The sequence below is a fragment of the Hyphomicrobiales bacterium genome (genome assembly GCA_002869065.1).
GTDB lineage: Bacteria > Pseudomonadota > Alphaproteobacteria > Rhizobiales > Rhodobiaceae > Rhodobium.
In genome coordinates this window covers 272181-284931 of sequence record PKTR01000007.1, presented here as the reverse complement: position 1 = coordinate 284931, position 12751 = coordinate 272181, and the positions used below count along the sequence as shown (strand labels likewise).

Genomic DNA, 12751 nt, shown 5'->3' with positions numbered 1-12751 from the left:
GAAGCGTTGCAGCTTGCCTATCTCGACATGGCCAAGGACACGCTTGCCATCCGCAAGCGCCGCGCCGAAAAACGCAAAAAAATGATGCAGCAATAAGGGCTGCGTCGACGCGGCGGGGGTTCGCCTCGCCGCGACCGACCGGTCCGTATTCTCAATGCATGTGAACGGTGAGGCGTGCCTCGCACCGTAAGGGGTGACGTGTATCCGGCATTCGGAACCAGCGTTCCGGCCGGGCTGGTGTCGCGCGCCTGCCGTTCCGCGAAAAAAAGCGAAAACAAAATCATGAAAAAGATCGTGTTCGCCGCCCTGTGCGCGGCAATGACCGGGGTTGTCTCCCTGCCTGCCGAGGCCAAGACCGTGACCGACGTGCTCGGTCGCCAGGTCGAGGTGCCGGACAACCCGCAGCGTGTGCTGCTCGGGTTTTACTTCGAGGACTTCTACGCCATCGTCGGCGACAACGCCTACGACCGGGTCGTCGGCATTTCGCGCGGCCGCTGGCATGACTGGCGCAATTCGCAATGGAAGGCCTACGCCAAGGTCGCGCCGAAGATCGAGGATTTCGTCGATATCGGCATGACGAGCAACGCCGAGATGAATCTCGAGTCGGCGCTTGCGGCCCGCCCCGACGTCGCCATCCTGGCGGCTGCCCAGTACAAGGCGCTCGGGGAAACGGCGGAGAAGCTCGAGGCGGCGGGCGTGCCGATCGTGACCGTCGACTTCAACGCCCAGACCGTGCCGACCCATGTGGCGAGCGCGCTGACGATCGGCGCGGTGATGGGCACCGAGGAGCGGGCGAAGAAACTGGCCGACGAATACCAGGCTGCCGTCGCCGATGTGCAGGCGCGGATCGCCAAGGCCGGCGGCGAGAAGAAGCGTGTCTATGTCGAGCTCGGCAACAAGGGCGCCGGCGAATACAGCGTCAGCTATGCCAAGCAGATGTGGGGTGGCGTGATCGATCTGGCCGGCGGCGCCAACATTGCCGACGGCGCGATCGAGGGTCGCGCGCCGCTCAATCCCGAGCATGTGCTGGCCAGCAATCCGCAGGTCGTTCTGATCGCCGGGTCCTACTGGACCAGGACCGAGGGTTCGGTCGTGATGGGTTTCGGCGTCGACACTGAAAAGACCAAGGCGGGTCTGCGGCCGTACACCGGACGTGCCGGCTGGTCCGAGCTCGATGCGGTGAAGAACGGCCAGGTCTACGCCGTCTATCACGGTGGCGCGCGCACGCTCTACGACTATGCGTTGCTGCAGTACATCGCCAAGGCGCTCTACCCGGAAGCCTTCGCCGATGTCGATCCGCAGGCGACGCTGGAGCGGTTCTACGAGACCTATCTGCCGATCAGGGCGGAAGGCTCGTTCATGGTCCATCTCGACTGATCATTCGGGATCGGCGGCGCGGCAAAAGCGTGCCGCCGATCCTTTCCCTCGGGGGGATTGGCCATGTCCGTTTCGGCTTCTCAGACGATCGCATCCGAATACCACCGCCAGACCCGACGCAAGATCGGGCGGGTGGGGTTGTTCGCGCTCGCGTGCCTGTTCGGCACGCTTCTCGATGTTCTCACGGGACCGGCGTTTCTGTCGCCGCAGGCCGTTTTGTCGACCCTCATCTACGGACGCGAGAGCGACCCGATGATGGCGGCAATCGTGTTCAATGTGCGCCTGCCGATGACGGTGATGGCGCTGGTGGTCGGCGCCTCGCTCGGGGTTGCCGGCGTCGAGATGCAGACCATTCTCGGCAACCCGCTGGCGAGCCCCTATACGCTGGGGTTTTCGGCAGCCGCCGGGTTCGGTGCGGCGCTCGCCATTCTGGTCGGTATCCAGTTGCCGCTTCTTGCCGCGCTCACCGTGCCGACGGTCGCGTTCGCGTTCGCCACCTTTGCCTGCCTCATCGTCTACGCGCTTGCGCGGGCGCGCGGGGTGACGTCGGAAATCATGATCCTGTCGGGTATCGCGACGCTGTTCCTGTTCCAGTCGGCGCAGTCGTTGGTGCAGTATCTCGCGGCGCCGGAAGTGTTGCAGCAGATCGTTTTCTGGCTGTTCGGCTCGCTGTTGAAGGCGACCTGGACCAGCGTGACGATCTCCGGGCTGATCTTTCTCTTCGCTGTCGGAGCTCTCATCCCCGATTTCTGGCGGCTGACGGCGTTGCGGCTTGGGGACGAACGGGTCCGCAGCCTCGGGATCAATGTCGATCGCCTGCGGCTGCGGGTCTTCGTGCTGGTCTCCCTGCTGACCGCGGGGGCGGTCGCCTTCGTCGGTACGATCGGCTTCGTTGGTCTGGTGGCGCCGCATCTGGCGCGCATGGCGGTCGGCGAGGATCAGCGCTTCCTCGTGCCCGCCTCAGGGCTTGCCGGCGCTTTCGTCATGGTCGCGGCTTCGGTCGCCTCGAAGATGATTTCGCCCGGCGCAATCATTCCAATCGGTATCGTCACGGCGGTGGTCGGCGTGCCGTTCATGTTCGCTCTCATCCTGAAAAGCAGGAGGTCGTTCTGGTGATGCTGAAGCTCCACGATGTTTCCGTTTCCTACGGCGCCACGCCGGTTCTCACCGACGTTTCGGCCGGCTTGCCGGCGTCCGGGATCACCGCGCTGATCGGTCCGAACGGGACCGGCAAATCGACGCTCCTGAAGGCCGTTGCCGGCATGATCCCGGCAACCGGGAATATCGCCTATGCCGACCGGCCGTTGGTCGAAAGCGAGGTCGCCTACATGCCGCAGGACACCAGTCAGAAATCGGCGTTGACGGTGTTCGAGGTGATCCTGCTCGGGCGGCTCAAGTCTCTGTCGTTACGGGTCGATCCGGCGCTGGTCGACGAGGCAGCGTCATTGATCGCCGCCTTCAATCTGCAGGCACTGCAGGAACGTACGCTCGATCGTCTCAGCGGTGGCCAACGGCAGATGGTGTTCCTGCTGCAGAGCCTGTTCCGCCGGCCGCAGATCCTTCTTCTCGATGAGCCGACGGCGGCGCTCGACATGAAGCATCAGCTTTTCGTGCTCGACACCATCCGCCGCTATTGCCGCGAGCACGGCATTGTCGCTGTGGCGGCGATCCACGACCTGACCCTTGCGGCGCGTTTTTCGGATCGGGTGCTGTGCCTCGACAAGGGGCGGGTCCATGCCGAGGGAACACCCGCCGAGGTGCTGACGACGGCGATGATCCGCGAGGTCTATCGGGTCGAGGCGGAGGTATTGAAGAGTTCGTCGGGCCACCTGTCGATTATTCCGCTTGGAGCGATGGCCGCATGATGCCGGATGCCCCCACGCCCTATGTCCTGCAGGTCTGCCGCGGTTGCCAGCTGCCGGCCCATGAGGGCACCGATCGTTCGCCGACGGATGGTGAGCGGGTGATCGCGCTGTGCCGACGCCTGCTCGACGAAAACGAGTTCGGCGTTGCCTTCGTCATCCGCGAATATCCCTGCCTCGGCGGCTGCAATCGCCGTTGCCGGCTGTCGTTTGGCGGGCCGGGTATGTGGTCCTGGCTGATTGGCGATATCGACCCCGAAAAGGACGGTCCCTTCATCGTCGAGACGCTGCGGGCGTGGCTGGCAGCAGAGAACGGGCTTATTCCGAAACCCGAACGTTCCAAGCGGCTTGTCGCCAAGGCGCTGGGTCGCGTACCACCGCTTTGATGTCGCTGGGGAAATTTGCAATCTGTGCGAGCTTCGTGCTCTTACGAACGCTTCTCATGCGTGTGTCAAAAAATCGCATCCATCTGAAATATATGGAAAAATTCGAGAAAACTGGTATAATAAAGAAAGAATAAATTCCCCCAACTTTGGAAACAATTCATGGGGAGGGTGCAATGGCACAAGTGGTTGGCACGGATGGCCCCGACACATTGAACGGGACCGCACTCGCCGATCTGATCCAGGGCAAAGGCGGAGATGACCTTGCCTATGGTTTCGGCGGCAACGATGAAATCACACTCGATTATCTCGACTCGATGATCGGCAACGACACCGCCTATGGCGGTGACGGGGACGACAGCATCTGGGGATATGCGGGGAACGACCTGCTCTATGGTGAAGGCGGTGACGATTGGCACCTCGACGGTGGCGAGGGTGACGACACCGTCTTTGGCGGACCGGGCGTTGACCGCATCATTGGTCGTGGAGGCAATGACAAGCTTTATGGCGGCGTCGACGACGATCATCTGTGGGGCGATGACGGCAACGACACGCTGAATGGCGGCGACGGGGCCGACAGCATGGAAGGCGGTGCCGGCAACGACATTTATGTCGTGAACACGATCGACGACTACATCTACGAGTCGCCGGGGAATGGTTTTGACCAGATCAACACGTCGGTGTCCGGCTTCACGCTTCCCGACAATGTCGAGGCCTTGCGATATATCGGCACCGGCGGCTATCTCGGCTTGGGCAATGCCTCTGCAAACCGTCTGTTCGGCGCCAGCGGGGGCGACACGCTGAAAGGTCTCGCCGGCAACGACTCGCTGTTCGGTAACGGCGGGAACGACCGTCTCGAGGGTGGTTTCGGACGCGATTGCCTCGACGGAGGAGCGGGAAAGGATATCGCGCTGTTCCTGGGTAACCGGGATATCACCGTCGATCTACGGGTGACGGGTGAGCAGGATACCGGCCTTGGCATCGATATGCTCACCAGGATCGAGAACGTGATCTCCGGACGCGGTGACGACCGGCTTGTCGGCAATGCCGGCGGCAATCGGCTGATCGGCAATACCGGAAATGACACGCTTCTCGGCCTTGGCGGCAACGACTGGCTGAACGGCGGCGGTGGCGCGGATGTGCTCAATGGCGGTCCCGGCGCCGACACCTTGTACGGCAATGCGGGCAACGACATCCTGCGAGGGGGCGGAGGCGTCGACCAGCTCTATGGCGGTCTCGGCAACGATCTGCTGGATGGCGGCCTTGGTGACGACTACTTGGCCGGTGCCGGCGGCAATGACACGCTCCGGGGCGCCGGTGGGGACGATTTCCTGTTCGGTGGCGTCGGCAAGGATCGTCTGATCGGCGGCGCGGGTGACGACACCCTTTCGGGTGGCGGCGGCGAGGACCGGGCGATCTATATTGGTTCGGTCGATCGCTACACCTTCACGGAGATGCCGCATGGCGACGTTCGTGTCGTCGACACGGACGGCGTGTTCGGCACGGATTTCCTGGTCGACGTCGAGAAGGTCGTTATCGGCGGCACGGTGTTCGATATCGCCGATCTGCTGTGATCCCACATTTGCGCACGAAAAAAGGGCAGCGGTTTCGCTGCCCTTTTGCTGTTTGGCGTGGCTTGTCGGCTGGCTTCAGCTGCGGTTTGTCGCGGCGCGATACCAGTCGACGATCATGCGGCGTTCTTCCGGCTCCATGAAGGAAACGTTGGCGGGCGGCATGGCGTGGCTCGCGCCGGCCTGAAGGAAGATTTCGCGGGCGTGGCGGGCAATCCCTTCCGCGGTATCGAGTTCGACCCCCTTCGGAGCCCAGTGGATGCCATCCCAGGCGGGTTCGGCCGTGTGGCACATCGAGCAGCGGCCAAGCACGACCGTTTCGACATCCTCGAAGCCGGCCGCCGAGACGAAGCGTTGCTGCGTCGGGGTGAGCGCCGCGCTTTCGTCGTTCGTGCTGTCGCTTGCCGTCAGCATTGGCGCCATCGACAGCGCGACAATGGCGAGGAACAGCGCGACGGTCGCGGCCCAGGTCCAGCGCGGGTTGCCGGTGCGGGCGTGCAGGCTGTTGAAATAGTGGCGGATGGTGACGCCCATCAGGAACACCAGGCTGGCGATGATCCAGTTGTACTCGCTGGCGAACGCGAGCGGGTAGTGGTTCGACAGCATGAAGAACAGCACCGGCAGCGTCAGGTAGTTGTTGTGGGTCGAGCGCTGCTTGGCGATCTTGCCGTATTTCGGGTCGGGCGTGCGGCCCGCCTTCAGGTCGGCGACGACGATCTTCTGGTTCGGGATGATGATCAAGAAGACGTTGGCCGACATGATGGTCGCGGTCAGCGCGCCGAGATGGAGCAGCGCGGCGCGGCCGGTGAACACATGGGTCAGCGCCCAGGCGAGGATCACCAGCACCACGTAGAGGCCGATCATCAACGTGGTGTTGTCGTCGCCGAAGCGGCTCTTGCAGATCAGGTCGTAGGCGACCCAGCCGACGCCGAGGATGGCGAGCGAGATCAGAATGCCGATCATCGGGGAGATATCGAGCACGTTCGGGTCGACGAGATAGAGATCGGCGCCGAGATAGTAGACCAGCACCATCATCGCGAAGCCGGAAATCCAGGTCCAGTAGCTCTCCCATTTGAACCAGGTCAGGTGCTCGGGCATCTGCTCGGGCGCGACCAGATATTTCTGGATGTGGTAGAAGCCGCCGCCATGCACCTGCCATTCCTCGCCATGGGCGCCGGCCGGCAGGTTGGGCACCTTGCGCAGACCGAGGTCGAGGGCGATGAAGTAGAAGGACGAGCCGATCCAGGCGATGCCGGTTATGACGTGCAGCCAGCGCACGGCGAATTCAGCCCAGGCGGTCAGAATGACGGTGTCGATCATTGTCGTGTTCCCCCATCCCCGCGATGCCGGTCCCAAAGGCGCATTCTTCGGGAAATCCGGTCAATCTGCGAAGACTTTCAAAAAAATCCAAACAATCCTAAGGTCCGCTCATGAGCTATGTGAGCAATGTGCGCATGTTCGTGAGGGTGTTCGAGCTCGGCAGCATGTCGGCCGCGGCTTGGGATCAGCGCGTCTCGCCGGCGGTCGCCTCGAGCCGCATCGCTGAGCTTGAAAAGCATCTTGGCGCGCGGCTGTTCAACCGCACCACGCGCAAACTGCAGCCGACCGAGCACGGCAAGGTCTTCTACGAGGGCGCGACCAAGATCCTGGAGACCATCGAGTGGGCGGAATCGGCGGTCGCCGATATCACCAACAATCCGCGCGGCTCGATCTTCGTTGCCGCGCCGCTCGGTGTCGGGCGCCGTTTTGTCGCGCCGTACGTGCCCGCCTTCAATGCGCTCTACCCGGAAATCGACGTGCGGCTGCGGCTGTCGGACCGCAAGGTCGATGTCACCGCGGAAGGGCTCGACGTTACCTTCGTGCTTGGCCGCATCGAGGATTCGGCGCTGAAGATGCGCATGATCGCGGAGTGCCCGCGGGTTTTGTGCGCGGCGCCGTCCTACATCGCCAAACACGGGCATCCGAAAACCGGGCGCGAACTGGTCGATCACAAGCACGATTGCCTGCTGTTGCGCTTTCCCGGCACCAACGAGCCGCGCTGGACGCTTTCGGGCGCCAACGGGCCGGAGAGTTTCGAGGTTTCGGGACCGTTCGAATCCGACGATGGCGACGTGCTGACGGAGTGGGCGCTGGCCGGTTGCGGCGTCGTCAACAAGCCGGTGTTCGAGGTGATCGAGCACATCCTGTCGGGCGCACTGGTTCCGGTTGCGGAGGAAACGCCGCCGACCCCGGTCCATCTTGCCTGCCTCTATCCTCATCGTCGGTTCCAGGACTCCAAGATCCGCCTGTTCATCGATTTCATGGTGGCGCGCTGCAAGGATGAGCTGCGCAAACGGACCCTGCCTTCCAAAAAACGCTGAACCCGCTGCGCCGCTCTCACTATGCTTCATCCTTTTGTTTTCACGCGAATTCTTGTCCCAAAAGTCTGCCAACTTTTCGCTGGCGCGGACCTGCGGTTCGGGAACGCGCGTTAGCTCCCCCGGTAGGTCGAATAGCCGAACGGGGAGAGCAGCAGCGGTACGTGATAGTGGGCGTCGGGATCGCTGATGCCGAAGCGGATCGGGATTTCGTCAAGGAAGCGCGGGCTTTCCGCCGGCGCGCCGGTACGGTCGAGATAGCCTCCGGCGAAGAACACCAGCTCGTAAGTGCCGACGGTGAATTCGCCTGCCGGCAGGATCGGTCCGTCGGTGCGGCCATCGGAATTGGTCGTCATCTCGCGGATCAGCGTGCGCGCCGTCCCGTCGATGCGGTAGAGCGCGATCGCCAGCCCATCGGCCGGGGTGCCGCGAGCCGTGTCGAGCACGTGGGTGGTGAGATAGCCTTGTGCGCCTGTCATGGTCATGATCCTATTTTGCATATTTTATCATCCGCATCGAGAGGTGCGGAGAAACTGGGCAATATCGGAAAGTCTTTTTGGATTTTTTTGAAAATCAGGGCAATTGTTTTGATTTACAAATGAATGGTGCAAGAGGGGCGAAAAGCATGACGACGCGCTATCCACGCGATTTGAGAGGCTATGGCCGAACGGCGCCGGACCCGAAATGGCCGGGCGGCGCGCGCATCGCCGTGCAGATCGTCGTCAACTACGAGGAAGGCGGCGAGAACTGCGTGCTGCATGGCGACGCCGCCTCGGAAGCCTTCCTGTCGGAGATCGTCGGTGCGCAGCCCTGGCCGGGCCAGCGCCACTGGAACATGGAGACGATCTACGAATACGGCGCGCGGGCCGGCTTCTGGCGGCTGCACCGGCTGTTCACGGAAATGGAAATCCCCGTCACCGTCTATGGCGTGGCAACGGCGCTTGCGCGCTCGCCCGAACAGGTCGCGGCGATGCAGGAAGCGGACTGGGAGATCGCCAGCCACGGGCTGAAGTGGATCGAATACAAGGATTATGCGCCGGATGACGAACGCGCCGACATGCGCGAGGCGATCCGGCTGCACACTGAGGTGACCGGCGAGGCGCCGCGCGGCTGGTACACCGGGCGCTGCTCGGTCAACACCGTGGATCTCGCGACCGAGGAAGCCTCGTTCGACTATGTCGCCGATTCCTACGCCGACGATCTGCCGTTCTGGCATCGCCACGGCGGCCGCGATCAGCTCATCGTGCCGTATACGCTCGACGCCAACGACATGCGGTTCGCGACGCCGCAGGGCTTCAATTCGGGTGATCAGTTCTTCGCCTATCTGAAGGACAGCTTCGACGCGCTCTATGAAGAGGGCGTCATGGGCGGTGCGAAGATGATGTCGATCGGGCTGCATTGCCGGCTCGTCGGTCGTCCCGGCCGGATCATGGCGCTGCGCCGCTTCCTCGATTATGCGCGCTCGCATGAGGGTGTCTGGTTCGCCCGCCGCATCGATGTCGCCCGCCACTGGCAGGCGGTGCATCCGGCACCCGCAATCGAGCGGCCAAGCGAGATGGACAGGGACGCGTTCGTTGCCCGCTTCGGCGGCGTTTTCGAGCATTCGCCGTGGATTGCGGAGCGGGCTCACGGGCTCGAACTGGGCCCGGCGCATGACAGCGCGCTCGGCGTGCACAATGCGCTTGCCCGCATGTTCCGTTCGGCGAGCGAGGAGGAGCGGCTCGGCGTGCTTCGCGCCCATCCCGATCTTGCCGGCAAGCTTGCCCGGGCAAAGCGGCTGACAGCGGAATCGACCGCGGAACAGGCGTCTGCCGGTCTCGACGCGCTGACCGACGAGGAGCGCGCAACGTTCGAGGCGCTGAATGCCGCCTACACCGAGAAATTCGGCTTTCCCTTCATCATCGCCGTGAAGGGGCTGACCAAGGGCGCCATCCTTTCCGCCTTCCATACCCGTATCGACAACGAGCGGGAAACCGAGCTTGCAGAAGCCTGCCGACAGGTCGAGCGCATCGCGCTCCTGCGCCTGACCGACATGCTGGCCAACTAACACACAGGACCTGAAATGACCGCTTCCGGCGCCGATCTTCCGCGTTTTGCCCGCTTCGATCTCAATCTCGCCTCGGCCGGGCTGGGGGCGCTGGCGATCAGCGCGACCGACGAGTTCTTCGCGCCGCTCGAGCGCATGCTGCAGGATTCCGATCCGGTCTTCATTCCCGACAAATACGACCATCACGGCAAGTGGATGGACGGCTGGGAGACGCGCCGACGCCGCGACGGCGGCAACGACCATGCCATCATCGAGCTGGCGACCTGCGGCCGCATCACCGGTTTCGACGTCAACACCGCGCATTTCACCGGCAACTTCGCGCCGGCCTGCCGCATCGAGGCAGCCCATATCGAGGGCTATCCGGACGAGCACACCACCTGGGTGGAGATTCTCCCGACGCAGCAGCTCGGGCCCGACGCACATCATTTCTTCGCCTGCGACGATCCCGATCTGTGGACCCATCTGCGCATCCAGATCTATCCCGACGGCGGCATCGCCCGGCTTCGGGTCTATGGCGAACCGCATCTCGATCCGAACAGGTTCGAAAAGGAAGAGCTGGACCTCGCCGGCGTGCTGAACGGCGGCCGTATCGTCGCCTTTTCCGATGCGCACTACGGCGCCTACCACCGTATGCTGGCACCGGGGCGCGGCGAGAACATGGGCGATGGCTGGGAAACCCGGCGCCGGCGCGAACCGGGCTATGACTGGATCGTCGTGGCGCTTGGCGCGCGCGGGCGGATCGAGCGGGCTGTCATCGACACCGCCTGGTTCAAGGGCAATTTCCCCGACAGCTGCTCGTTGCAGGCGGCCGACCTGTCGCACTTCAAGGGCGATCTGACGGCGGCGATCGTGACCTCGGCGATGTTCTGGCCGACGCTGCTGGAAGAGAAGAAGCTGACGGGCGACGCGGAGCATGTCTTCGAGGGCGCCGACATCGCCGATCTCGGTCCGGTAACCCATGTCCGGCTCAACATTCATCCCGATGGCGGCATCAGCCGTCTCAGGCTGTTCGGGAGGGTCGAGTGAGAACTGCAATTGCCATCGAGCCGCTGACGGCCGAGGCGTTCGCGCCGTTCGGGGACGTGCTCGAGGCGGTGGGCGATCCGACCTTCATGATCAATCGTGGCCTGTGCGGCCGTTATCACGATCTCGCCCATTGCGATTTCATCGGCACCAACGCGCATGCCGGCATCAGCCTATTCAAGGCCGAGGCGCGGGCGCTGCCCTATGAGCTCGACATGATGGAACGCCACCCGCTCGGCAGCCAGGCGTTCGTGCCGATGACGGCCGATCCGTTCCTCGTCATTGTCGCACCCGACGAGGACGGTGCGCCGGGACGGCCGCGCGCCTTCCTGACGACGCCGGGGCAGGGGATCAATTTTTTCCGCAACGTCTGGCATGGCGTGCTGACGCCGCTTGCCGAGCCGGGGCTGTTCGCGGTGATCGACCGCATCGGCGATGGCAACAATCTCGAAGAGCACTGGTTCAACGAGCCCTACCGCATCGAATAGGAGGGTGCGGGACCCGGCAACGCCGCACCGCGAAAAAGGGAACACGCGGGAGAGACGGTCGAGGGCGTGAACATGGTGAACAGAAAGTAAATCAACAGGCCGGCTAACAGGTCGAACGACAGGCAAAACAACAGAGGAACGAACCAAGCCCGGGCAAACCGGCATGCATTCAGTCCATTTGCAGAGGAGAGAGAAATGGCTGCAGATACATCGGTCGGGACACCGGAGCAGCTCCGCGACCCGAACTATACGCCGCCGCTGATCAAGGCGGTTCCGCTCGGCATCCAGCATGTGCTGGCGATGTTCATCGCCAATGTGACGCCGGCGATCATCGTTGCGGGCGCGGCGGGTTTCGGCTTCGGCTCGAATTCGCCGGACTTCCCGCAAATGATCTACATGATCCAGATGTGCATGTTCTTCGCGGGCATCGCCACCTTGTTCCAGACCATCGGGTTCGGGCCGATCGGCGCGCGTCTGCCGGTCGTGCAGGGCACCAGCTTTGCCTTCATTCCGGTGATGATTCCGCTTGTTGCCGGCAAGGGCGTCGAGGCGATGGCACCGCTGTTCACCGGCGTCCTGATCGGCGGTCTGTTCCATGCGCTGCTCGGCACCTTCGTCGGCCGTATCCGCTTCATGCTGCCGCCGCTCGTGACCGGCCTCGTCGTGCTGATGATCGGTCTTGCGCTGGTCAAGGTCGGCATCCAGTACTCCGCCGGCGGTGTGCCGATGATCGGCAAGCCGGAATATGGCAGCCTGCAGAGCTGGGGTGTCGCGCTGGTCGTCATCTTTGTCACGCTCGGCTTCAAGTTCTTCGCCCGTGGCATGCTGTCGGTTTCGGCGATCCTGATCGGCCTCGTCGCCGGCTATCTCGTCGCGCTGGCACTCGGCATGGTGAACTTCGGCAACATCGGCCGTGCCGCGCCGTTCGCGGTGCCGATGCCGTTCCATTTCGGCTTCGAGTTCAGCTTCGCCGCCATCATCGGTTTCTGCCTGATGGCCTTCGTTTCGGCCGTCGAAACCGTCGGTGACGTCTCGGGCATCACCAAGGGTGGCGCCGGCCGCGAGGCGACCGACAAGGAAATCACCGGTGCGACCTTCGCCGACGGCTTCGGTACGGCGATTGCCGGTGTCTTCGGCGGTCTGCCGAACACCTCGTTCAGCCAGAATGTCGGCCTCATCGCCATGACCGGCGTGATGAGCCGGCATGTGGTGACCATCGGTGCAGTGTTCCTGCTGCTCGCCGGCCTCGTTCCGAAAGTCGGCGCGGCGATCTCGACCATTCCGATCCAGGTGCTCGGCGGCGGCGTCATCGTCATGTTCGGCATGGTTTGCGCGTCGGGTATCTCGATGCTCTCCGACGTGATGTGGAACCGCCGCAACATGGTGATCTTCGCCGTGTCGCTGTCGATCGGCCTCGGCCTGCAGCTCGAGCCGGGCGCCCTGCAGCATCTGCCGGGTACTCTGAAGATGCTGTTGACCACCGGCCTTCTGCCGGCGGCCGTCATCGCCATCGTGCTCAACCTCATCCTGCCGCACGAGGTGACGCACGAGCAGACGGAAGAAGTGTCGGGCGGCATGGCCGGCCACAAGCACCAGGACGACTGACGCGTATTCCCGAAAAGTGGGAACCGGTTTTCGGATGA

The 12751-nt window shown here is 63.3% G+C and carries 13 protein-coding genes; 11 read left to right on the top strand and 2 right to left on the bottom strand.

Going from position 1 to position 12751, the window contains the following annotated elements; translation table 11 throughout:
- The 6 genes from C0606_18170 to C0606_18145 form a co-directional block, all read left to right on the top strand.
- On the top strand, nucleotides 1-96 hold a 96-nt coding region (locus C0606_18170), incomplete at its 5' end, for a twin-arginine translocation pathway signal protein (GenBank protein ID PLX36004.1).
- Nucleotides 97-198: 102 nt separating this feature from the next.
- Nucleotides 199-1377 carry an iron ABC transporter substrate-binding protein gene (locus C0606_18165; protein PLX36003.1) on the top strand — a complete coding sequence of 393 codons (1179 nt, stop codon included), beginning with the start codon at nucleotides 199-201 and terminating at the stop codon, nucleotides 1375-1377.
- Between the two features lie 63 nt (nucleotides 1378-1440).
- Nucleotides 1441-2493, top strand: a complete 1053-nt coding sequence (locus C0606_18160) for an iron-siderophore ABC transporter permease (GenBank protein PLX36002.1) — start codon at nucleotides 1441-1443, stop codon at nucleotides 2491-2493.
- Nucleotides 2493-3242 carry a hypothetical protein gene (locus tag C0606_18155; GenBank protein ID PLX36001.1) on the top strand — a complete coding sequence of 250 codons (750 nt, stop codon included), beginning with the start codon at nucleotides 2493-2495 and terminating at the stop codon, nucleotides 3240-3242. Before C0606_18160 ends, C0606_18155 begins: the two co-directional genes overlap by 1 nt.
- Nucleotides 3239-3625: a hypothetical protein gene (locus C0606_18150; GenBank protein ID PLX36000.1), complete on the top strand. Its 387-nt coding sequence runs from the start codon at nucleotides 3239-3241 to the stop codon at nucleotides 3623-3625. Before C0606_18155 ends, C0606_18150 begins: the two co-directional genes overlap by 4 nt.
- Before the next feature lie 173 nt (nucleotides 3626-3798).
- A complete protein-coding gene (locus tag C0606_18145) occupies nucleotides 3799-5196 on the top strand; it encodes a calcium-binding protein (GenBank protein ID PLX35999.1) in 1398 nt (465 codons plus the stop codon).
- Between the two features lie 75 nt (nucleotides 5197-5271).
- Here C0606_18145 and C0606_18140 read toward each other — a convergent pair whose 3' ends face one another.
- Nucleotides 5272-6513, bottom strand: a complete 1242-nt coding sequence (locus C0606_18140; GenBank protein PLX35998.1) for a cysteine desulfurase — start codon at nucleotides 6511-6513, stop codon at nucleotides 5272-5274.
- Nucleotides 6514-6623: 110 nt separating this feature from the next.
- On the opposite strand from C0606_18140, the gene C0606_18135 reads away from it, so the two are divergent.
- Nucleotides 6624-7553, top strand: a complete 930-nt coding sequence (locus C0606_18135) for a LysR family transcriptional regulator (protein PLX35997.1) — start codon at nucleotides 6624-6626, stop codon at nucleotides 7551-7553.
- Between the two features lie 110 nt (nucleotides 7554-7663).
- On the opposite strand, the gene uraH is transcribed toward C0606_18135, so the two are convergent.
- On the bottom strand, nucleotides 7664-8029 hold the full coding sequence (uraH, locus tag C0606_18130) for a hydroxyisourate hydrolase (GenBank protein PLX36029.1): 366 nt from the start codon (nucleotides 8027-8029) through the stop codon (nucleotides 7664-7666).
- A 146-nt stretch (nucleotides 8030-8175) separates the two neighbouring features.
- Between uraH and C0606_18125 the strand changes: the two genes are divergently transcribed.
- The 4 genes from C0606_18125 to C0606_18110 all read left to right on the top strand — a co-directional run bounded on the left by C0606_18125 (nucleotide 8176) and on the right by C0606_18110 (nucleotide 12713).
- Nucleotides 8176-9597 (top strand): polysaccharide deacetylase, encoded by a 1422-nt coding sequence (locus C0606_18125; protein PLX35996.1) that lies wholly within the window; start codon nucleotides 8176-8178, stop codon nucleotides 9595-9597.
- A 15-nt stretch (nucleotides 9598-9612) separates the two neighbouring features.
- Nucleotides 9613-10623 (top strand): allantoicase, encoded by a 1011-nt coding sequence (alc, locus tag C0606_18120; GenBank protein ID PLX35995.1) that lies wholly within the window; start codon nucleotides 9613-9615, stop codon nucleotides 10621-10623.
- On the top strand, nucleotides 10620-11108 hold the full coding sequence (locus C0606_18115) for an ureidoglycolate lyase (protein PLX35994.1): 489 nt from the start codon (nucleotides 10620-10622) through the stop codon (nucleotides 11106-11108). Before alc ends, C0606_18115 begins: the two co-directional genes overlap by 4 nt.
- Before the next feature lie 195 nt (nucleotides 11109-11303).
- Nucleotides 11304-12713, top strand: a complete 1410-nt coding sequence (locus tag C0606_18110) for a uracil permease (GenBank protein ID PLX35993.1) — start codon at nucleotides 11304-11306, stop codon at nucleotides 12711-12713.
- Nucleotides 12714-12751: the final 38 nt, after the last annotated feature.

Coding starts and splice junctions, on each gene's coding strand:
- uraH (PLX36029.1), bottom strand. CDS start 8,029: ATGACAGGCGCACAAGGCTATCTCACCACCCACGTGCTCGACACGGCT.
- C0606_18150 (PLX36000.1), top strand. CDS start 3,239: ATGATGCCGGATGCCCCCACGCCCTATGTCCTGCAGGTCTGCCGCGGT.
- alc (PLX35995.1), top strand. CDS start 9,613: ATGACCGCTTCCGGCGCCGATCTTCCGCGTTTTGCCCGCTTCGATCTC.
- C0606_18125 (PLX35996.1), top strand. CDS start 8,176: ATGACGACGCGCTATCCACGCGATTTGAGAGGCTATGGCCGAACGGCG.
- C0606_18135 (PLX35997.1), top strand. CDS start 6,624: ATGAGCTATGTGAGCAATGTGCGCATGTTCGTGAGGGTGTTCGAGCTC.
- C0606_18110 (PLX35993.1), top strand. CDS start 11,304: ATGGCTGCAGATACATCGGTCGGGACACCGGAGCAGCTCCGCGACCCG.
- C0606_18160 (PLX36002.1), top strand. CDS start 1,441: ATGTCCGTTTCGGCTTCTCAGACGATCGCATCCGAATACCACCGCCAG.
- C0606_18155 (PLX36001.1), top strand. CDS start 2,493: ATGCTGAAGCTCCACGATGTTTCCGTTTCCTACGGCGCCACGCCGGTT.
- C0606_18140 (PLX35998.1), bottom strand. CDS start 6,513: ATGATCGACACCGTCATTCTGACCGCCTGGGCTGAATTCGCCGTGCGC.
- C0606_18145 (PLX35999.1), top strand. CDS start 3,799: ATGGCACAAGTGGTTGGCACGGATGGCCCCGACACATTGAACGGGACC.